The 22,776-nt window shown below is 35.5% G+C and carries 14 protein-coding genes and 2 pseudogenes; 7 read left to right on the top strand and 9 right to left on the bottom strand.

Translation table 11 applies throughout. The annotated features are described in order from the left end of the window. The 5 genes from VLC96_RS15830 to capB form a co-directional block, all read right to left on the bottom strand. Positions 1–314, bottom strand: a 314-nt coding sequence (locus tag VLC96_RS15830; protein ID WP_325264468.1) for a YceI family protein, incomplete at its 3' end; no start/stop codon positions are given. Positions 315–615: 301 nt separating this feature from the next. Continuing rightward, positions 616–1,437, bottom strand: a complete 822-nt coding sequence (locus tag VLC96_RS15825; protein ID WP_325264467.1) for a sulfurtransferase — start codon at positions 1,435–1,437, stop codon at positions 616–618. Positions 1,438–1,440: 3 nt separating this feature from the next. Beyond that, positions 1,441–1,989, bottom strand: a complete 549-nt coding sequence (locus tag VLC96_RS15820) for an RBBP9/YdeN family alpha/beta hydrolase (protein WP_325264465.1) — start codon at positions 1,987–1,989, stop codon at positions 1,441–1,443. Between the two features lie 3 nt (positions 1,990–1,992). Further along, positions 1,993–2,817: an alpha/beta hydrolase gene (locus tag VLC96_RS15815; RefSeq protein WP_325264463.1), complete on the bottom strand. Its 825-nt coding sequence runs from the start codon at positions 2,815–2,817 to the stop codon at positions 1,993–1,995. Positions 2,818–3,067: 250 nt separating this feature from the next. Next, positions 3,068–4,330, bottom strand: coding sequence for a cysteate-C-fatty acyltransferase (capB, locus tag VLC96_RS15810; RefSeq protein WP_325264461.1), 1,263 nt, complete (start codon positions 4,328–4,330; stop codon positions 3,068–3,070). A gap of 376 nt (positions 4,331–4,706) precedes the next feature. Between capB and VLC96_RS15805 the strand changes: the two genes are divergently transcribed. Beyond that, positions 4,707–5,537 (top strand): NYN domain-containing protein, encoded by an 831-nt coding sequence (locus VLC96_RS15805; RefSeq protein ID WP_325264459.1) that lies wholly within the window; start codon positions 4,707–4,709, stop codon positions 5,535–5,537. A gap of 102 nt (positions 5,538–5,639) precedes the next feature. On the opposite strand, the gene VLC96_RS15800 is transcribed toward VLC96_RS15805, so the two are convergent. Continuing rightward, the gene (locus tag VLC96_RS15800) at positions 5,640–6,032 is read right to left on the bottom strand and encodes a type ISP restriction/modification enzyme (RefSeq protein ID WP_325264458.1); all 393 of its coding nucleotides are present in this window, start codon (positions 6,030–6,032) and stop codon (positions 5,640–5,642) included. Between the two features lie 399 nt (positions 6,033–6,431). On the opposite strand from VLC96_RS15800, the gene VLC96_RS15795 reads away from it, so the two are divergent. The 3 genes from VLC96_RS15795 to VLC96_RS15785 all read left to right on the top strand — a co-directional run bounded on the left by VLC96_RS15795 (position 6,432) and on the right by VLC96_RS15785 (position 9,220). After that, positions 6,432–7,004 carry a non-canonical purine NTP diphosphatase gene (locus VLC96_RS15795; RefSeq protein WP_325264456.1) on the top strand — a complete coding sequence of 191 codons (573 nt, stop codon included), beginning with the start codon at positions 6,432–6,434 and terminating at the stop codon, positions 7,002–7,004. Positions 7,005–7,135: 131 nt separating this feature from the next. After that, positions 7,136–8,086 (top strand): transporter, encoded by a 951-nt coding sequence (locus tag VLC96_RS15790; protein WP_325264454.1) that lies wholly within the window; start codon positions 7,136–7,138, stop codon positions 8,084–8,086. A 15-nt stretch (positions 8,087–8,101) separates the two neighbouring features. Beyond that, on the top strand, positions 8,102–9,220 hold the full coding sequence (locus VLC96_RS15785) for a GTP cyclohydrolase (protein ID WP_325264452.1): 1,119 nt from the start codon (positions 8,102–8,104) through the stop codon (positions 9,218–9,220). 67 nt (positions 9,221–9,287) lie between these two features. On the opposite strand, the gene VLC96_RS15780 is transcribed toward VLC96_RS15785, so the two are convergent. Beyond that, positions 9,288–17,816, bottom strand: a complete 8,529-nt coding sequence (locus VLC96_RS15780) for a DUF8693 domain-containing protein (RefSeq protein WP_325264451.1) — start codon at positions 17,814–17,816, stop codon at positions 9,288–9,290. A gap of 127 nt (positions 17,817–17,943) precedes the next feature. On the opposite strand from VLC96_RS15780, the pseudogene VLC96_RS19120 reads away from it, so the two are divergent. Continuing rightward, positions 17,944–18,227 (top strand): annotated as a pseudogene (locus tag VLC96_RS19120) (GNAT family N-acetyltransferase); the annotation flags it as partial. A gap of 79 nt (positions 18,228–18,306) precedes the next feature. Here VLC96_RS19120 and VLC96_RS15775 read toward each other — a convergent pair. Further along, positions 18,307–18,687, bottom strand: coding sequence for a PUR family DNA/RNA-binding protein (locus VLC96_RS15775; RefSeq protein WP_325264449.1), 381 nt, complete (start codon positions 18,685–18,687; stop codon positions 18,307–18,309). A 66-nt stretch (positions 18,688–18,753) separates the two neighbouring features. After that, positions 18,754–20,514, bottom strand: a complete 1,761-nt coding sequence (locus VLC96_RS15770) for an ABC transporter ATP-binding protein (RefSeq protein ID WP_325264447.1) — start codon at positions 20,512–20,514, stop codon at positions 18,754–18,756. A gap of 204 nt (positions 20,515–20,718) precedes the next feature. Here VLC96_RS15770 and VLC96_RS15765 point away from each other — a divergent pair, with 204 nt between their 5' ends. Both VLC96_RS15765 and VLC96_RS15760 read left to right on the top strand, forming a co-directional pair. Further along, on the top strand, positions 20,719–21,822 hold the full coding sequence (locus VLC96_RS15765; RefSeq protein ID WP_325264445.1) for a Glu/Leu/Phe/Val family dehydrogenase: 1,104 nt from the start codon (positions 20,719–20,721) through the stop codon (positions 21,820–21,822). 366 nt (positions 21,823–22,188) lie between these two features. Continuing rightward, a pseudogene (locus VLC96_RS15760) lies at positions 22,189–22,776 on the top strand (antitermination protein NusB); the annotation flags it as partial.

Here is a 22,776-nt window from a genome sequence, read left to right as displayed (position 1 = left end):
GTTAGTTTACCGATTATTTCAAACGTAGTTTCTCCGATTCTTTTGAATTTAGTGGAGTAGAAAGAAATTTTCGGAAACTTTTTAGCGTCAAAAAAATCAGGACTTCTTAAGTGAGTATCTCTTTTTTTGTCATTGGTATTGATAGAATTTACATTTGCCGTAAAAGTAAATGCTGCATTTTCAAAATCATCTTCAGCCTCGGCTGTTGCTGATATTTTATCAAAACGACCAGTTATACTGGCAATTTCGAGGTGTTTAATTTTAAAAAGTAATTCAGAATGTGAGGGGTCTATTTCCCATTTGAAGTTTTCCATGGTATTGTTTTTTTATTTGATAAAAATGAAAATAGCCAATAGATATTATTAATTAAGATTAGAGTCTAACAAAATTAAATCATCAAATAAAGATAGCTGGTATTAACTTTTTTTTTATTGATAAAAATCATATAAACAGTTGATTTAAATGGTTATATTTTCTTCAAAAAATCAGCATTAGAATAAATATGGATTTAAGATCAGCAATTAGACAGCAATAAGTTTGCATTAAAAAAAACGACAAAAAGGATAGTTGTGTGTAAAATACAACTATCCTTTATTTAGTAATATTATAGATTTTTTACTTCTCAATAGGTAACTCACTAGCGCCCCATTCTGTCCAGGAACCATCGTAAACTGCTTTTGGGTTGTCTGAAATTAATTCAGTTGCTAATAAAACAATACAAGCAGTAATTCCAGAACCGCAAGTAAAGAATAAAGGCTGGTTGTTCAGATTTAGGATTTTTTTTAATTCTGCTGTTGATTTGTATTTTCCATTTTGTTGCAATTCTGTATAAGGAACATTAATAGAATTTGGAATATGTCCGCTTCTCATACCAACTCTGGGTTCTTCTTGGATAGCGTGAAATCTGTCGGAAGAACGGGCGTCTATTAATACCGCTTTTTTTGTAGAAATATTTTCTAAAATCTGCTCTTTGTTTTTGATGAATTCAGGTTGTAGTTTAGCTTCGAAATTCCCTTTTGGATAAAAGGTTTGTTCTTGTTGATTTTCCGTTGGAAATCCCTCTTTTATCCATTCAGGAAGACCTCCATCCAAAACATAAACTTCTGAATGTCCCATCGTTTTAAACATCCACCAAGCTCTTGGACTCGAATAAATTCCTAAAGTATCATAAACGACAATGATGTTGTTTTTATTAATACCTAATTTTTGAGCTTCATCAATAAATTGTTCAGTCGAAGGAAAAGTATTTGGTAGCGGATTGCTAGTATCGCTAAAATTATTTTTGATATCAAATACTCGGGCTCCTTTTATTTGTAAACCCGGATTTTGATTTTCTAAATTCGATTGATTTTGATCTAATCGAGCTTCAAGTATAATTAAGTCTGGACTGCCTAATTGATCATGAAGCCAAGATGCAGAAACTATTGGATTTGCCATTTTTTAGCGGTTTATTTTAGTAATTAATTGTTGTAAAAAAGCTTGACCTTCTTCCCAATAACCTAAATTGGAATCAGAGTTGATATGTCCTTTTAAACCAATATTTACAAAATCACTTCCCCAATGAGCAGCTAATTCTTCGGCTCTTTCTAATGATATATAAGTGTCATTTTCAGTCCCAATAACTAACGATGGGAAAGGAATAGTCTGTGTTGGAATTGGTGAAAAATGCCTCAGAAAATCTGGAGTATGTGTTGGCGAATTAACATCAGCAGGAGCTACTAATAGCGCACCAATAATGTTTGAATTGCTGTTTTTAGAAAGCCAATGCATAACTAAAGAAACTGCAAGACTATGTGCAACCAAAATAGTTGGTTCTTTTAATTGTTTGATGTTTTCATCCAATCGTTTAAGCCATTCGCTAAGTTGAGGTTCGTCCCAATTGTCTTGAATCACTTTGGTCGAATTAGGAAATTTTTGTAACCAAAAGCTTTGCCAGTGTTTTTCTCCAGAGTCACCAAGTCCCGGAATTATTAATAAATGTGGAATCATTTTTTATTTCTTTTTTAAAGCTACTATTCTTTGAATTTCTTTGACAACTAGTGGAAAAGCAGGTTCGGTCATATTGTGACCAAAACCTTGGAGTTCATACAAAGTTGTTTGTTTATGGCCTGCTATTTTCAGCATTCTCCCCAAATAGGCATTTTCTTCATAGCGTCCCAACATTTCTAGTTCTCGATCACCAGTAATTAATAATATTGGTGGAGCATCAGCACGAACATGGTAAAGAGGAGCAAATTCATCAATGACAGGTTGGGTTTCTGGAATTCCTTTTTCTTTTCGGATTGTAAAATGGGTAATTGTTTGAGCGCTTAGCGGAATCAATCCTGCAATTGAGTTCGCATCTATGCCATTCGCTTTTAACCACTTTTTGTCCAATCCCACCATTAATGATAAATAAGCACCAGCAGAATGTCCTGAAACAATTATTAATGAATTATCACCACCGTAAGTTGCAATATTGTTGAATGTCCAAGCCACCGCAGCTGCTGCATCTTCAATACACTTTTGAGCTTTTACTTTTGGCGATAATCTGTAGTTTACTGAAACTATACAAAACCCCTTGTCTTTAAGTCCTTCGGGAAGTTCTTTGCTACCTCCGGTCAAACCGCCGCCATGAAACCAAATTACGGTCGCAAATCCTTTGACGTTTTTAGGGTAATAAATATCCAATACGCAACGCTCTTTGAGATAGGCATCCGTTTTGGTGGTCGCTTCATTATAATAGGGAATATTGCTAACCGTAATGTATTCTGTTTTTTGAGCAAAACAGAATGTTATTGTTAAGAGTAATAATAGGCTGAGAAATATTTTTTTCATTTTTCGCTTTTATATTTTAAAACCATAAAAATACAGATTTTTTATACGTTATCAGTGTTGGTTCTTATGAAAATATAAAGCTGTTGCATAGCCCCGATAGAAACGAAAATCCTCTAGTGCTGTGGTTCAGCACTAGAGATTGTAGTGTATAGCGGGACTGAACTTGATGAAATGCAATACTGTTCTGCTCCAAAAAAAAATCCATCAGCCTTTCGACCAATGGATTTCCTATATTAAATAAACGCTAAAATTAAGCGTCTAAATCTACTTTAGTTTTGCTTGCAATTTCCTTGTATGTTCCGTTTACTAATTTCTCGCGAATAGCTTCGAAAGCAGCAAGAGTTTCGTTAATATCTTCCAAAGTATGAGAAGCTGTTGGAATCAAACGCAACAAAATCATGCCTTTTGGAATTACAGGATACACAACGATAGAAAGGAAAATACCATAATTCTCTCTTAAATCATTAACCATAACCATTGCCTCAGGAATACTTCCTTCCAAGTAAACAGGAGTAATACAAGTGTTAGTATCACCAATATTGAAACCTTTTTCTTTTAGTCCGTTTTGTAAAGCGTTTACATTTACCCAAAGTTTATCTTTAATTTCAGATGAATTACGCAATAATTCCAAACGTTTCAATGAACCAATAGTTTGAATCATTGGCAATGCTTTAGCAAACATTTGAGAACGTAAATTGTATTTCAAATAATCAATAACATCTTTATCAGCCGCTACAAACGCTCCGATATTTGCCATAGATTTTGCAAACGTTGAGAAGTAAACATCAATTCCATCTTGGCAACCTTGCTCTTCACCAGCTCCAGCACCTGTTTTTCCAAGAGTTCCAAATCCGTGAGCATCATCAACCAAAAGACGGAAATTGTATTTTTCTTTCATGGCTACAATTTCTCTTAACTTTCCTTGCTGACCGCGCATTCCAAAAACACCTTCAGTAATAAATAAAATTCCACCTCCAGTTTCAGCCGCTATTTTAGTAGCACGTTGAAGGTTTTTCTCCATACTTTCAATGTCGTTGTGTTTGTATGTAAAACGTTTTCCACTATGCAAACGAACACCGTCAATAATACAAGCATGAGCATCAACATCATACACAATTACATCATTTCTAGTCACCAAAGCATCAATAATTGACACCATTCCTTGGTAACCAAAATTTAATAAATAAGCTGATTCTTTTTGTACAAAAGCCGCCAATTCTTGCTCCAATTGTTCATGATAAGTCGTGTGACCGCTCATCATACGCGCTCCCATTGGGGCAGCAGCACCATAAGCAATAGCCGCTTCAGTATCTGCTTTTCTAACTTCTGGATGATTTGCAAGACCTAAATAGTCATTCAAACTCCAGTTCAAAATATTTTTTCCTTGAAATTTCATTCTTGGACCTAATTCTCCTTCTAATTTTGGAAACACAAAATAACCCTCAGCCTGTGAAGCCCATCTTCCTAATGGTCCTTTATTGTTTTGAATTCTTTCGAATAAATCTTTTACCATAATATATAATATGTACTACAATTAATTTTAAGAAGTTGCAAAAATAATTATTTATAATGTATTAGCATCTCGAAAGCAAATTTATTTTTAGGAGCTTAATCCTGCTATCCGTTCCAATCTTTTGGGCCGAACCCCGGCCCACAAGGATTTCCACTACTATCAGGGCTAGGGCGTTTGGTTTCATAATGAAATTTAAAGCAAATTTGAAACACATAAGTCATATAAGATTTACAAACTCTCAGTCTTTCTGAAAGTAAAAAAACTTAAAATGAACATATAGTGTAGTGGAATAACATTTGCGGATCTCTGCGAAACGATAACTTCAATGTTTCTAAAAAAATCCTGTATCTTTGAATAAATATCATTCAAAAAATTCATGTCACAAAATACCAAAGAGCTAAAACTAGCCGTTCTCATTGATGCCGATAATGTTCCTTACAGCAACGTAAAAGGAATGATGGAAGAAATAGCCAAGTTCGGAACACCAACCACCAAACGTATTTACGCCGATTGGACCAAACCAAATGCAAATGGTTGGAAAGCAGTTTTACTCGAACATGCCATCACACCCATACAACAATACAGTTACACTATTGGAAAAAATTCCTCAGATTCTGCATTAATTATTGATGCGATGGATTTATTATATTCAGGCAAATTAGATGGATTTTGCATTGTTTCCAGTGATAGTGATTTTACAAGGTTGGCAATTCGCTTGCGTGAATCAGGTATGAAAGTCATAGGAATTGGAGAGCAAAAAACTCCAAAACCTTTTATCAGCGCTTGTGATCGATTCATTTTTATTGAAGTTTTGGATGGCGCCATCAAAAAGACCCGAAAAACTACAACCGCCCAAAGCAAATTGCCAAAACCAGCCACCGCTTCAGCTGCCGAATCCAAAAAAGCATTAGATCCGACCATTAGCGAACAGCCGCTGCAAAAAGAACCCCCAAACAAAATTGACGCTCAAACTATAGAACTGATAGAAGACACATTAGACGCTATTGGTGACGATGATGGTTGGGCATTTCTTGGTGATGTTGGTAATTTAATCGTAAAGAAGAAACCCGAATTCGATCCACGAAATTATGGTTTTTCAAAATTAACCCCAATGCTCAAATCTCTAACAGATATACTCGAGATAGACGAAAGAGAATCAGACAAAAAAGGAATTAAACATGTTTTTGTAAGATTGCGTTATACTTAATCAATATTAGTTAAACCTAACAGGTTTTTTAAAACTTGTTAGGCTGATTTATACACCCAATTCCTTAACATCTTATTAATTTTTAAATTATTTATCAGGGATTCAATTATTTTGATTTTTGAATACATAAGTAAGCCGTAATTCAGAACCAAGTTGCGCCAATTTCCAAAACGCGACACTATCAGTTGGAATAGGAATTCGATTGAAATCCGTATTTAAAAATTCTTGATTATTTTCTGTGGATATTTTTGAATGTAAAATTGCAATGCAGTAATTCTGTAAATCTACAAGCGTAAAAGTCTCTCTGAATTCAGGACGCACTTCACTGTTGTTTGCTAAACAGATATTCCCTTGGGGATCCTTTTTAGTGATAAAAGTTAATTTGAGAATATTTGCAATTTGTTCTATGACCTCGGGGTTGAGATCGGCAATAAATTTCTGAGATATTCTATAAAGAGAATTATTGTCCATTACTAAATTGTTAGTTAATTTCATATACAATTTACATATAAAACCGTTACGATTTTATTAGACACAAAAAAGGAGGGTTTTTTACGACCCTCCAATTTTGTAGTTTTGATTTATCATTATCTAACTTATACGTTACTATAATTCGGTATAGCTGACTATTGAGATACTTTTTCTAATACTTTACTATTTGTGATATTATATCTCAAGTAATTAATCAAAACCACATTTCAAATTTACAATTTATTTGTATTTAAAATATTGAAAATAAGTTATTTAACCTTTCTTTAACGTGACGCTTATAATTGTAAAATTGCTTTGTTATTTCTGTAAATGATATGAATAATATTATGATTTCTTTTCTGTTTAAATATGATAAACCAATATATTTGTGTCAATTTTCAATGCTAAAATTCTACATAAAAAATGAAAATAGTCTTTGCCACTAACAACAAAAATAAAATCAAAGAAATACAAAGCATGTTACCTCCAAGTATTGAAATTATCAGTCTTGAAAGCATTGGCTGTAACGAAGAAATCCCAGAAACCAGCGATACAATTGAAGGAAATGCTATAATGAAAGCTAATTATGTAACCCAAAAATATGGTTACGATTGTTTTGCTGATGATACTGGCCTTGAAGTAGATGCCTTAAATGGAGAACCTGGCGTTTACTCAGCCCGATATGCCGGAGAGCAAAAATCGGCTGAGGATAATATGGATAAGTTGCTTTTAAATTTGAAAGGCAAAACCAATAGAGCTGCTCAGTTTAAAACAGTAATTACCTTAAACCTGAAAGGTCAACAACATCTTTTTACTGGAATTGCTCGCGGTGAAATTACCTTAGAAAAAAGCGGAGATCATGGTTTTGGATATGATCCTATTTTCAAGCCAGAAGGCCATCAAGAAACTTTTGCCCAACTTTCATTAGAAGCAAAAAATATTATAAGCCATAGAGGAAAGGCAACCAGAGCATTAATCACCTTTTTAAATGATTAACTCAAATTAAATTCTCTTTTATTTCAAAATATTTAAACGGATATTCTTAAGGAATTTTTAACAAAATGATAGTTACAATAAAATATACTACATTTGAAATTCGTTATAGTTTTTCACCCAAATAATTCAATATGTTCAATATCAAAAAACTACTTTTAGCATCGGTTTTTTTAATTCCGACAATTCAATACGGTCAGTATACAGATCAAATTAATTCTAATAGACCGGGAGAATCTATGTCTGCTTTTGCGGTTGGAAAAACGGTCATTCAGGTTGAAACCGGTGTGTTTGGTATCAAAGAAAATCATGATTTGTTACGATATGATGCTAATGGTTTTGGAATTGATATGGAATTGCGATATGGTGCTTTTCTTGAAAATTTAGAATTCATCGCTGATATTCAATATCTAAATGAAACTTTCAATTATCCGATGCAAGTTGATGACAGAGCCGATTTTAAACAAACCGTTCTTGGAGCCAAATATTTAATTTATGATCCTAATAAAGGATATAAAAAAGAGGTAAATATTTATAGTTGGAAAGCGAATCATAAATTCAATTGGCATCAAGTGATTCCTGCGGTAGCAGTTTTTGCTGGAGCTAATTTTACTGGCGCTGATAATCCTTTTTATTTTAGTCCCCAATCGGAGATTTCGCCAAAAGTGGCTTTGATTTTGCAGAACCATTTAGGTGACGGATCATGGGTTTTTGTGGGCAATGTTATTTATAATTACATTACAGCAGATTATCCAAGTTTAAGTTATATTCTAACTTTAACCAAAGGAATTAATGATCATTGGTCGGCTTTTGTTGAAAATCAAGGGATAAAAAGCGATTTTTACAGTGATGCCATTGTTCGAGGAGGTGCGGCTTATTTGATTAACAAAAACCTTCAGGTAGACGCATCTATAAGCACGAATTTTAAAGACACACCATCTTTACTTTATGGTGGAGTGGGAGTTTCTTGGCGTTATGACGGTCGTTATAAAGAAGTTCATCTTAAGTCAAAAGAGGAAGAAGCTGCCGAAAAAATGGCTAAGAAAACCAAAACAAAAAAAGGATTTAAAAAAACAAAGAAATAAAATATACCACTAATAATGATTATCATACAAGAAGCAAAAACCAAAAAGGAATTAACTGAATTTGTAAAATTTCCTTTTTCGCTATATAAAGGCAATCCATACTGGGTTCCGCCATTAATTTCTGAAGAATTAGAGACTTTTGATAAAACCAAAAATCCTGCTTTTGATAATGCAGAAGCTACTTTTTATGTTGCAAAAAGAGATAACAATATAGTTGGAAGGATAGCTGCAATTATCAATTGGGATGAGGTAAATAAGCAACAAAAAAGTAAAGTTCGTTTTGGCTGGTTTGATGTAATTGATGATATTGAAGTGACCAAAGCATTGCTTGAAAAGGTATATGAATTGGGCCGAAAAAACAACCTGGAATACGTTGAAGGTCCAATGGGATTTTCTAATTTGGATAAAGTAGGGGTTTTAACGGAAGGTTTTGAAGAGTTAGGAACAATGATTACTTGGTACAATCATTCGTATTACGCAAGTCATTTTGAGCAATTAGGATACGTGACAGAGAAAGAATATGTCGAAAATAAGTTCCCTTTTGCAAATGCTAAACCTGAGTTTTTTGAAAAAGTTAATGAACTAGTCAAAAAAAGATACCAGCTTAAACCTATAAATTTTAAGTCAACCAGCGATGTAATGCCTTATGTCGACAAAATGTTTGATTTGTTTAATGAAACGTATGCAAAATTGTCTTCGTTTGTTGCAGTATCTGATGTTCAAAAGGAATATTTTAAGAAAAAATATATTGGTTTCATTAACCCGGAATATATAAAATATGTTGAGGATAAAGACGGCAATTTAATTGCATTTGCTATTGTAATGCCAAGTTTTTCTAAAGCGCTTCAAAAGGCTAATGGAAAATTATTTCCTTTTGGTTTTTTACATTTATTAAAAGCAAAACGTTCCAGTAAAGATGTTCTGTTTTATTTGATAGGTGTTCATCCTGATTATCAAAATAAAGGAGTAACTGCCATCATTTTTAGTGAATACCACAAAAGTTTTACAGAAAATGGTGTGGAAAATTGTTATAGAACTCCTGAATTAGCAGATAATATTGCTGTGCAATTGCTGTGGAAAAACTTTAATCCCGTTATTCATTGCCGAAGAAAAACATTTAGAAAAGAACTTTAATAAATAAGGAAACCCCATTTGATTAATGCAAATGGGGTCTTTTAGTAATTAAATGTTTTTCTAAAGTTTAATTACCAAAAGAGGTGTAAATAATTTTAGTAGCCACAATGTCATTATTTTTCAAGAAGGTTTTTACAATCAAAGGCTGGTCACTGCTGTGGAAATCCCGAATGTAATATTCATTAATATTTACATTTTCTTTCTTGTAAATAAATCTTCCCGCAATGTCATAAATCTCTAATTTATCGATTACTTCAAAAAATGAATTGACTTTTATGATGCCGTCTTTCACAGAAACGATAACTGGCCTATCTAGTTTTTCCTGACTAGGGATTTCATTTTTATAATGCAGTACAAATCGGTTGTCAAAAGTTCCCTTTGAAGTATTAAAACGATATGCACCTTTTTTTAGATTAGAAAAAACAGCTGTTTCTTTATCTTCCAAATAGATATCATGATTTGCAAGTAGACCTTCAGCTTGATCGATGTTTATTTCAAACACCCCGTCGATTGTTGTGCTAAAGCCTAGCGGCACTATATCGTCATCATCAAAAGGTAGAGCTCTTCCTTGTATCACAAGGTTTTTATTTTGGATGATGCTGTAAAAATCGATGTATTTATTTCCGTTAAAAACTGCACCGTCATATGCACTGTCAAATTCATTAGTGGCACCTGTAATATAACCAATCAATGTTTGTTTGAACGCACCTTGATTATTGTAGAGATTCAGCCACACTCTATCTTTTTCAACAGTGCTGAATTCTTTTTTGGTAATATCAAATTTAAAAAATTGAGAGTTGTTTCCGCTAATTCGCATGGTATTATCAAATTTTGCCTTAATTCCAGAGACTCCTTCTTTTCCTTGTATAAAAAAGGATTGCCCCGCTGAAATAAATCCAAGAGGAATGGTTGGGTTGCCATTTGTCACTGGGTCTTTTGGAGCAATGCCAACTCCTCCTGTGGCATTATAAGAGGCATAATCATTGGATGCATTACTCAAAGTCGCGCTTTGTGGATTATGGGACCAGAAATAAATAGTTCCGTTGAGTACATCTTTGTTACTTTCCAAAAATAAATCGGCATTAACCGCTGATGGATAAGGATTCCCGATGAGGTATGATTTACCTTCATCTATGGATTCGGTTGTAATTGTTCCGTTATTGGGTACACCAATAAAATTAATTAGATAACTGTAATTATTTTGCTCGTCATAACCGTTTGGACTTCCAATGCTGTATCCTCTGGAAATTTTCATGTGATTCAATGGCTTTTCTTCTTTCCAGTTATTAGCATCTGCATCAAAAGAAAAAAATGCATCCGAAGGCGTATTTGGCGAAGCATTTCCTAATTGCTGTAATGCCACTGGCGATGACCAAAATACATAGTCGGATTTATATACAGGTCCCGAAAACCGATTGTAATTGATTTTTCCGATGTTGGATACTTCATTTTTCTGAACCAAACTCGAGGAATTGTTAAAACTAAAATTGGCTCCATTTAATATTTCAAGTTTATCGGCTACCGTTATTGTAATGGCTTCTGAAGCATGGATGAATCCAGTGATGACTTGACATCGGCACATTTCGGTGTCATTGTCAAATGAATAACTTCCATTCATATAAATGTACTTATCTATGGTAGGTAAGCCGTTGGTCCATTTTGTGCCAGTCCATGCTGTAGATTCTAAAGGTTTTAGAAGTACATTAGGCGTCGTTTTTGACAAGCAGGATCCGTTCGAAACCCTATAGCTATACGTTCCGGTTTCAAGATTCGAAACAGTGGTTGTACTGCCGAAACCCTCAATTGTTTGGCTTGTGGTTCCGCTTTGGAATAATGTCCAATTGCCTGTTGGGAGCCCTTCCAGAAAAATACTTCCATTGGTAATACAATCCGGCAGAATAATGGATTTTATGATTGGAGCATTTACAAATAACGGCTCTTCTATTTCAACAGTTGTGGTTTTTGAGATACAGGAATTAGGAACAAGAGAACGATAGCCAAGTTTATGGATTCCAGAATGCACATTGGAAAAGGTTGCCGAAGTTTGGTAAGCGTTTCCATCAATATTGTATTCAAAACCAGTCCCTTCAGCAGGATTGCTTATGACAATCGTTGCAGTGTCTAAGATACAGCCTGGTTGGGTTATAGTTCCTACTGTGGGAGGATTTGGAGTGACTGGTTGTGAATATAAAACGACATTCTCCGATGGAATCGAGGTACAACCATGAACATTAGTAACGGTTACGTAATAAGTGCCGGGTACTGTGTTTCCGGTCAAAATTGCCGTTGTTCCCATACCTGCCAATGTTCTGCCTCCGGAAGAAGTCAAAATCCAGCTGTCTTCTGGTAATCCGCTTAGGCCAATACTACCTAAACTGGATTCGCAAGTCGCTTGGGTTATAGAATCTATTATTGGCGGAGTTGGGGAAGTGGGTTGAGGATTAATAGTAACAATTTCAGATTTTACAGAAGTACAATTTCCTAATGTGGCAAAAACAGTGTAATTCCCCGCTGGTGCTGTAATAAGGTTTCCAGAAATGATAACTCCTGTGTTTGGACTAACCGTGTAGGTGTTGTTTGGATCATAATTTTGAATCTTAAAACTTCCCGTGGCAACAAGGCAAGTGGGATGCGTAATCGAAGTCAACAAGGGTGCTACAGGCGTTGCTGGCTGAGTATTTATTGTAAAGGGAGCAGAATCTAAGGAAATACACCTATCCGAATTTTTGACTGTTAAGGTATAAGTTCCAGAAGGCATACCGTTGTAAAAGGCAGTTGTGCCATTACCCTTTAAACCCGTTCCTCCAGCTATTATTTCTGGCGAAGAATAGAGTGTCCATGGCCCCGCAGGCAAACCGCTCACTTCGACGCTTCCTTTTTCGGAATCACAGTTTGGTTGAGTTATGTTTCCAATGATTGGCGGATTTGGGGTTATGGGTTGTTCATTAATTTCAATTACGGATGATATTCCCGAAGTACAGTTTCCTAAAGTGGCTGTTACGGTATAAATGCCTTTTGGCGCTGTTATTGTATTTCCGGAAATTGTGACCCCAGTGTTAGGCGTAACATTGTAACTATAGCTCGAATTATAATTGGTAATGACAAAACTTCCCGTTGCCATAGTACAGCTAGGCTGAATAGCTGTGCTCAATGTTGGTATTGGAGGAGTTGGTGGTTGTTCATTTAACGTAAAAGGCAATGACGGAGTAGATATACAATTATCTGAATTTTCAACAGTAATCGTATAAGTTCCCGTTAAAGTACCAGTCAGAATCGCTGTAGTTCCAGATCCGGATAATCCTAATCCGTTTCCAATTTCAGGTGTCGCGAAAAGTGTCCAAGAACCAACCGGCAATCTGCTTAGTTCAACGCTTCCGGTATTGGAATCACAAGTTGGTTGTGTCACATTTGCAATTATTGGCGGAGTAGGAGTTTTGGGTTGTTGGGTTATTTCAATAACAGCTGATGCATTTGAAGTACAATCTGCTAAAGTGGCTGTTACCGTATAATTGCCTTCGGGCGCGGTTATAGTATTGCCAGATATTGTCACTCCGGTGTTAGGGCTTACGGTATATACATTGTTGGAGTCATAATTTACGATTGTAAAACTTCCTGTGACGACTGTACAAGTTGGTTGGATCGGATTGCTCAGCAATGGAATTGCAGGAGTTGTTGGTTGTGGATTAAGTGTAAACGGCAATGTAGATGGAGAATAACAACCATCTGCATTTTGAACTCTAATGGTGTAAGTCCCGACAACGGCTCCTGTTAAAAAAGCAGTAGTGCCAGAACCGCTTAATCCCGTTCCGCCTCCAATTGCTGGTGATGAAAAAAGAATCCACGAATCTTCAGGCAAACCGCTTAGTTCGATGCTTCCGGTATTGGACTCGCAGGTAGGTTGCACGATGTTTACAATTGTTGGAGCTGCTGGCACTCTTTTGGCTCTATCAATAATCACTGTTTCAGAAGGTTCTGAAGGGCAGGTTCCCGCTATTCCCGATACGGTAAAATTATAATGACCTTCCGTCAGTAGCGAAACAGTAAAGGAAGTTCCTGAACCCGTATAACTGGAGCTAGCGGTTCCGATTTGGTTCAATGTCCAAGTTCCCGAAGAAGGCAATCCGTTAATAACAACGCTTCCGGTTGGAGTTCCACAAACGGGTTGGGTTATTGTGCCAATAATTGGCGTAGGAAGCGGTAATGGTTGTGCATTTATTGTAAATACGGCACTTGGCACCGAAGTACAGCCTTGTTCATTGGTAACGGATAGGGTATAATTTCCAGCGGTAAATACTGCTGTAGAATTATAAGTCGTTCCTGTTCCGGTAATTGTTTTTATTAAAGAAGAAGAACTGTCGAACACTTGAATTGTCCAGTTTCCAGAAGGTAAATTGCTGATTGCTATTGATGTTTCGCTAATACCGCAAGAAGGATTAGTAATGGCTATATTTGGTGCCAAAGGAGTTGGAGGTTGCGGATTGATAGTTACATCGCCTCCAACGGTTAAGCATATTGACCCGCTGTCCAATATGAAATTATAAACACCAGATGTTAATGCTGTTGCTTCATAAGTAGTTGGACTTGGAGCAGGTTTAGTTATGGTGTTGTTGATTGGTCCTGTTTGGGTTATCGTCCAGCCTGTAGTTGGTAAATTGCCAAAAGAAATACTTCCAGTTGATGTGGTGCAAGTAGGATGAATGACTTTGTCCAATGTAGCTCCCGAAGAGATGCTTTTCATAACCACAGTGCCGGAAAAAGGAGAGACACAACCCATATCCGAAACCACTAAATATTGATAGCTTCCGGGAAATAATCCTGAAACGGTTGTGCTGATTCCCGATCCTTGAATTTGGTTATTGTTTGTTCCGACTTGGTGTAATGTCCAAGTTTCGGTTGCTGGTAAATTATTCAAAACTACCGATCCTCCGACGGCGCATGTTGGATCAGTGATAGTGCCAATTTCAGGCACAGACGGAGTAGGAGGCTGTTGATTGATTATGACATTTGCGGAAGCGGGAGAAATACAGCCAGAAGCGTTAACAGTTACTGTAAAATAATACGTTCCCTCAGTCAATCCGTTTATCGAAACAGTATTGCCAAGTCCTGATATAGTTGAATTTAATGCGCTGTTTCTGTAAATGCTTATTGTCCAATTTTCAGAAGGCAAACCATTCAATACCACATTGCCCGTGGGCGTGTCGCAAGTGGGCTGGATTGGAGTAGACGGAATTGGAGCAGTTGGCGGTGTTTTGTCAACAGTAACTGTTACGTTGTCGGTCGATTTACAGCTACTGATGGTATTTGTTGCGGTGAGGGTATATGTTGTCGTTACCGTAGGAGAAGCAATTGGATTGGATATTGCAGCATTGGATAAACCTGCAGTTGGATTCCAACTATAAGAAGTATTGGCTTCGGGGCTTGAACCTATGTTGGTTGCGGGTGTATTACAGTTTATAGTTTTGTCAATTCCTGCAATATCTGAATTAGGATTGGTAATATTAACAGTCACAATAATGTCGTCTGTTGCGATGCATCCATTTGCTCCAGTTACCGTTAGCGTATAAGTTGTAGTGGCAGTTGGATTGGCTATAGGATTAGAAATAGTGGCACTCGACAATCCTATTGCAGGACTCCAGCGGTAAGTGTTTCCGGCTACTGGGGGAATTCCTATGTTTTTTCCGGATGGATTCAAAGTACAGGTTTTCATGAAATCAGCTCCCGCGTTAGCAATTGGAATAGTTGTATCTACTGTGGCCACAACGGTATCCGAATTTGTGCAGCCATTGACCGCGTCTGTTGTAGTCAGCGTATAAGTGGTTGATAAAGTTGGATTAGCAATCGGATTGGAAATTGTTGGGTCAGATAAGCCTGTTGCTGGATTCCAATCGTAGGTTAGTCCAGCTATTGCGGTATCTCCAATTGTTGCACCTGTTGGGTTTAGTATGCAGGTTTTGGTAAAATCTGCTCCGGCATTTGCATTTGGTATTGTTGTGTTGACAAATACGGTAACCTGATCTGTAGCGGTGCAGTTGCTCTCCAAATTTGTTGCGGTTAGGGTGTATATGGTCGTAATTGAAGGGTTGGCTATTGGGTTTGAAATTAAGGCATTTGATAATCCAAGAGTTGGACTCCAACTGTAAGCAGTTTCGGGTAAAGGATTTATTCCAATAGTTTTTCCTGAAGTATTGGCAACGCATGATTTAGCGAAATCGGCTCCTGCATCTGCAATGGGAATAGTAGAATGAACGGTTATTTCGACAGAATCAGTAGCAGTACAGCCAGTATTGTCATTTGTTGCGGTTACTGTATAAGTTGTGCTGACTGTTGGATTGGCAATCGGATTTGAAATTGTAGCATTTGATAGACCTGTGGATGGACTCCAACTATAAGCTGTTTCAAGTTCTGGCTGCGCTCCAATCTCTTTGCCATTGGGGAATAGCGTACAGGTTTTGGTAAATGGATTTCCTGCATTTGCAATAGGAGTTGTGTAATCTACGGTTATCAAAACAGTATCAGTTGCTGTACAACCATTGGCGGAATTTGTGGCCACTAATGTATAGATAGTAGTGGCTGTAGGATTTGCTATCGGATTGGCAATATTGGTGGCAGAAAGCCCTATTTCTGGACTCCATAAATAATTGGTATTGGGCAAAGCTTGTCCTCCAATGCTATTCCCATTCAGGTTTTCGATACAAGTTTTGGTAAAATCAATTCCTGCATCTGCAATAGGTGGTGTTGTATTCACAGTAACCAAAACATCATCACTTATGGAACAGCCAGTAACATTGTTTATAGCTGTTAAGGTATAGTTTGTAGTTGTGTCAGGATTTGCAATCGGATTCGAAATATTGCTGTTTGACAAGCCAGCGCTTGGACTCCAACTATAACTTATTCCATCTTCCGGAGGTGATCCAATGGTTTTACCTTCTGGGAAAGTGATACAAGTTTTAGCAAAATCATCACCAGCGGAAGCATTTGGCGAATTAATAGCAACGGTGACGATAACAGCATCTTCAGCCGTGCATCCTCCCGCTGATTGGGTTGCTATCAGCGTGTAAGTAGTTGTTATAGTTGGGTTCGCAATTGGGTTGGAAACTGTTGCATCCGAAAGACCAATTGTTGGGCTCCAACTATAAGTCACTCCATCAACTGGTGCAGATCCAATTTGTTTTCCCGAAGGATTAGAATTGCATGATTTAGAAAAATCAGAGCCCGCATCCGCTATTGGGATTTTAGGAGATTCGTTTATAGTCGCAATTGCAGGGTCTGAAACACACGAATTTTCACCTAAAAAGCGAATGGTAAATGCGTGATTTCCTGATGTTAATCCAGCAAATCTATTAGAACTTTGATAAGAGCCTCCATCGACATTGTATTCATACCTGCTGTCTTCTGAATAGGGAGAATTTAAAGTGACAGTTCCTGTTGGCAAGGCGCAATTGGGTTGTGAGGTTACTGTAGCGGTTAAACCATTGGGAGTCGTCAATGTGGCATAGCTTATGGTGTTGGATCTTGGGCTTAAAATAGTACCATTGGAAGCATAAACACGATAGTAATAGGTTGTGGCGTTTGTAAGACCAGTTACTTTTTTTGACAGTACATTGCCAACGTCTAAATTTTCATAGCCTGGAACAAAATTTGTAAAATCAATGTCTATGGCGACATCCAAATAATAATTTTTTGCACCGACAGATGCTTCCCAATTGGCAACTATTTCATCACAAGTTGCTCCAGTTCCAGGAGTCGCAATTGGCCCACGGATGGATTCGCTATGATTGACAACTACATTGATGGTTTCATAATTAGAATAGGGTATGCCAGTGTAAGTAGTGAAACAGGTAAGTTTTGCAGTGTAAATCCCTTCTATTGCATTCGGAATTGAAGTGTTTTGGTCGGTTGTCGTGGTGATGTTGTTTTGTGGGTCAGTTATGGTCCATTCAAAACTGAGATTCTTGCCGGGCGGTCCAATATAATTCCCCGTCAAAAAAATGGTTTCTCCAACAAATATTGGCGAATTGCTTGTGGGAACTGTATTGAGAGTTCCTCCAGCTTCCATCACTTCGTCAAAGGTTGCTCCGGATCCACCGCCTTTGCACACCGAATATTCATAATCACCGATATAAATGGATTGATTGTTGGTGCAATCCCCTATCAAACCTCCAGTTGTTACCTGTAAACTTCCATTTGCGGGAAGCTGTAAAATACCTTTGTTGTTAAATTCAATTGTTGCTGCGGGATTCAAATTTGGAGTAACAATAATGATATGTGACTTTATTGTAAAAAAAGTGGCGTCGTTATTTAATCCTGTTAATAATAAAGAACCGTTAATCGTTAATTCTTCGAAAGGCTGGGTCGTGATTCCGGTATCTCCTATAGAGATGGTATGTCCTTGTCGAATTTCCGTAATATGAGTGTTGTTAAACTGACCGGGAAAACCCTGTGATGCCGATGGAGTAATCCAATTTTTGCCATTATAGTATTCCCAACTGCTAAGTGAATTCCAATTGCCTGAGTTTGTAGATCGGTAGTCACCAATTGTTTGTCCAAATGAAAAAAAAGAAGTACAAATGAGAATTAAAAGTAGTTTTTTTTTCATAAAAATCCATTTAAAAAATTTCGACTAAATGAACTATTGAATTAAATTATGGATTTTCAATTTATAGGTTTTTGTTGTTAAATTGCTTGAATACAGTCACCAAGATAAGTAAAAAAAAGTCAGGAACAAAGCTCTTGGTAAATTGTTTCCTTCGGATTTCTTTATTTTTTTAATGCAAGATACAGTAGGAAGCATGTCGTTTTTTATTTGATAGGTGTTCATCCAGATTATCAAAATAAAGGGGTAACTGCCATCATTTTTAGTGAATACCACAAAAGTTTTACAGAAAATGGTGTAGAAAATTGTTTTAGAACTCCTGAACTAGCAGATAATATTGCTGTGCAATTGCTGTGGAAAAACTTTAATCCCGTTATTCATTGCCGAAGAAAAACATTTAGAAAATCTTTATAATTTTTAAAATTTTGAATCCATAAAAAAAGTCCAAAAAACTAATGTTTTTTGGACTTTTTGAATTGTTGATATTTTTCAATTAAATATCGTCAAAATCGATATCTGTAAAGCTAGAAGTACTTGGAGTACGATCTTCATCCGTTTTATCTGAAAGGTATTCTTTTTTGAAATCTTTTTGATGTCTTTCAGAAATTACTTCTTCACCTTTATGGTTTAAAACATAAGAAGTCATATCTTCTAAAATCTCTGAAAATGCAGTAAAATCTTCTTTGTATAAGTAGATTTTATGTTTTTTAAAATGAAAAGAACCATCTTCTTCTGTGAATTTTTTACTCTCAGTGATCGTAATGTAATAATCATCAGCCTTAGTAGCTCTTACGTCAAAGAAATATGTTCTTCTTCCAGCTCTTAGAACTTTTGAGAATATTTCTTCCTTTTCTAACATATCATTTTCTCTCATAATCTTTTCGTCATTTTTTATTTAATAGCAATCAAAAATCATAAAAATATATGTATTATCCAACATTTAAAGTAATTCTTTTTCTGAAAGTTGTTTTAAATATAACGCTGAATAATGCCCTTCTTGGTTTATTAATTGATTATGAGTACCTTGTTCTACTATCTGTCCATCTTCAATAATAATAATTTTATCTGCATTTTTTGCTGAAGAAACCCTATGACTTACAATTATTGTGGTTTTATCCTTACATATTCCGTACAGATTATTTAAAATAGCTTCTTCTGTTTCAGTATCAACTGCGGACAAGCAATCGTCGAATAATAAAATAGCTGGATTTTTAATAATTGCTCTTGCAATCGAAACTCGCTGTTTCTGACCACCCGAAAGTGTAATTCCTCTCTCTCCTAAAATAGTGTCATATCCATTTTTAAAACCAATAATGTTATCATGTACAACGGCACTTTTTGCGGCGGATTCTACTTCCTGATCAGTTGCATTTTCTTTACCAAATTTGATGTTATTTTTAATGGTGTCCGAAAATAAAAAAGCATCTTGTGGTACAACTCCAATGCTATTTCGTAAATCAAATAAATTGACCTGACTGATTTCGTTATTGTCAATTAAAATTTGCCCGGTTGTAACATCATATAGTCGGGATAATAATGCTAAAATTGTCGATTTTCCAGATCCAGTTTTCCCTAAAATAGCCAAAGTTTCTCCTTTGTTTACAGTAAAGCTTATGTTTTGAAGCGCTTTGATATTTGTGTCTTCATAAATATAGCTAACATTGTCAAATGTTATACTGCCTTCTACTGTCGTTCTGTTTGAATTTTTGTTTTGTATTTCGGGAACGATTTTCAGAAATTCATTGAGTCTTTTTTGTGATGCTTCTGCTTCTTGAACCATAGAAGAAACCCATCCCAAAGATGCAACTGGCCAGGTTAACATATTAACGTATAAAATAAATTCGGCAATTGTTCCAATGCTTTTAATGGTGCCGTGAATATACATTAAGCCTCCAAAATAAATAACCACTAAGTTACTAACTCCGATCAAGGCAATCATTAAAGGACCAAATAACGCTTGGACTTTGGCCAGACTTAAACTTTTGCTTTTGCTTTCCTGTGCTAAATCTGTAATGTTTGATTGATGCTGATTTTCTAATGAATAGGCTTTTATGACTCTTATTCCGGAAAAAACTTCCTGAGTGTAACTCGATACTTTTGAAAGATATTGCTGAAATGTGGTAGATCTTTTATTGATTTCGGAACTCAATTTAAAAATACAATACGATAATATAGGCAAAGGCAATATGGTATATAAAGTCAATCGCGGCGAAACATTATACATATATCCAATTACGATAGCAAATCGGATAAAAGTATTGATCGAATACATAACCGCTGGCCCAACATACATACGAACTTTAGAAACATCTTCGCTAATTCGATTCATCAAATCTCCTGTTCTGTTTTGTTTGTAAAAGTTTTGCGAAAGTTTTTCATATTGATGAAAGACTTCATTTTTTAAATCAAATTCAATATGACGGGACATTACAATTAATGTCTGCCTCATCAGGAAAGTCAAAAAACCAGCAATAATAGTGGTGGCTATAATCAGTAAAATGTTATTAATCAATTGTTGACTTATAACAGTGGTGTCAGCCGAATTGGTTTTGGCAAACGCCTCTATTTCGTCAAATGATTTACTGATTAGTTTTGGGGTAAATAACGAAAATATTTGTGCGATTATAGTGATAATTATGCCAAGTAAAAAACTGAATTTGTACTTGATAAAATATTTATTTAAATAACGTAATTCTTTCATTTTATAAAGATTCGGTATGGAAATGTTAAGATTTATTTGAAAATATAAAAAAATTAACAATTGTAATAAATTAAATGTTTTTGATTGATTGTTGTTAAATATTTAATTTATTTTAAAATTAATGCTATATATTTATTTTTTATGTATGTTTGGTTTAACTTTTTACTGAATTCGTATTTTTTAACCTCTAAAAAAAATAGTACTATGGATGCTACTGTTACAACTGGAAAAGAACTTCAAAAAATGGATCCTGTTTTTGGACAACTATCTTTTAATGATCATGAGCAAATTGTTTTTTGCAATGACAAAGATACAGGATTAAAAGCAATTATTGGTATCCATAATTCTGTTATGGGGCCAGCTTTAGGAGGAACTCGTATGTTCAATTATGCTAATGAGTGGGAGGCTTTAAATGATGTTTTGCGTCTATCGAGAGGAATGACTTATAAGGCTGCCATCACCGGACTGAACATAGGTGGAGGAAAAGCTGTGATCATTGGTGATGCCAAAACTCAGAAAACACCTGAGTTAATGCGTAAATTTGGTGAGTTCGTACATTCACTTAGCGGAAGATACATTACTGCTGAAGATGTCGGAATGGAAACATCCGATATGGATTTGGTAAGAGATGTAACTCCTTATGTTACCGGTATCTCTGAAGAAAGAGGTGGATCAGGAAATCCATCGCCTGTTACAGCTTTTGGTGTGTATATGGGAATGAAAGCGGCTGCAAAACAACAATTTGGTTCGGATAAATTAACGGATAAAAGAGTATTAGTTCAAGGAATTGGACACGTGGGGGAGATTTTAGTTGAATATTTGACTAAAGAAGGTGCTCAGGTTTTTATTGCTGATATTAATGAAGAAAAATTATATCAAGTTGCGTCTAAATACAATGCGCAGATCTTTACTGGCGACGATTTATATAGTGCTGATGTCGATATTTATGCGCCTTGTGCAATGGGGGCGACTATTAATGACAATACGGTAAACAAGATTAAAGCAAAAGTAATTGCTGGTGCTGCTAATAATCAATTGGCAAACGAAAATACGCATGGGTTAATTTTGCAGGAAAGAGGCATTGTGTATGCCCCGGATTTCTTGATTAACGCTGGTGGTATTATCAATGTTTATGCTGAGTTGGAGCATTATGGTAAAGCGGAAATTATGGCAAAAACCGAAAATATCTACAATACCACTTTAGAAATTTTTGATTACGCTCTTGCAAATGGTATAACTACTCATCAAGCAGCATTAACTATCGCTCAAAATCGTATTGATTTGAGAAAAAAAGAAAATGCTAAATAATTAATAAGCTAGTTATATTAGATTTTTGAAATCAGTTCCAGAGTATTTTGATATTCTGGAACTTCTTTTTGAATGATTTTGAATCCAGTTAATTATAAAATCTAATGTTGTCGTTTAGCCCTGATGGTAGCGGCATCCTTTTACTTTTTCTTTAAAAAGGAAAAGATATAGCGGACAGCAGGAGTTCTGTTTCTAAATGTACCAAATGTTCTGCTCCAAAAAAAAACTAAGTAAAATTGGTAAAGTGATACGCTTAAATTAAACGGCTATAAATTTTCATTTAAGAGATGAAAGTATTAATTTTGCAGACTTAATTTTAAAAGTTCTTACAAGGTGGTAAACAGAAGACACATTCGCGTTAAAGTCATGCAATCCATTTATGCAATGCATCAAAATGGTTCAGATAATTTAGAAAAAGAAGAAAAATTCCTTTTGCATAGCATTGACGCCATTCAAGATTTATACCTTATTATGGTTTCTTCATTGATTGAAATTTGTAAAAAAGAAACTGTTTATTTAGCTCTTTCCAGTAAAAAACATTTGGCTACCAAAGAAGAGCGTAATCCTAATGAGAAGTTTGTTAAAAACAGTATTTTTCAACTTCTAGCCGAAAATAATTCTCTTAGTATTGCTTTAGAAAATCGTTCCATTAAAAATTGGGAGCTAAACGATGATTATATTATTCTTTTACTCAATGCAATAAAAGAAAGTAAATTGTATGAGAAATATATGAGTAATAGAATAAATACTTTCGAAGAAGATAAAGCTTTTATAGTGGATATCTTCTCTGAGATTATTGTTCCTAACGAAAAATTATACGATTACCTGGAAGATGATAAATTGACTTGGATTGATGATATTCCTTTGGTAAACACTCATATTATCAAACAGCTAAAAGGAATAAAACATGGCGAGGATGATAATTTCAGGGTTCCAAAAATATACAAGGACAGT

This window comes from Flavobacterium sp., from assembly GCF_035456085.1.
Taxonomy (GTDB): domain Bacteria; phylum Bacteroidota; class Bacteroidia; order Flavobacteriales; family Flavobacteriaceae; genus Flavobacterium.
The sequence above is the reverse complement of the archived record's forward strand: the minus strand, read 5'-3'. Positions and strand labels throughout refer to the sequence as shown.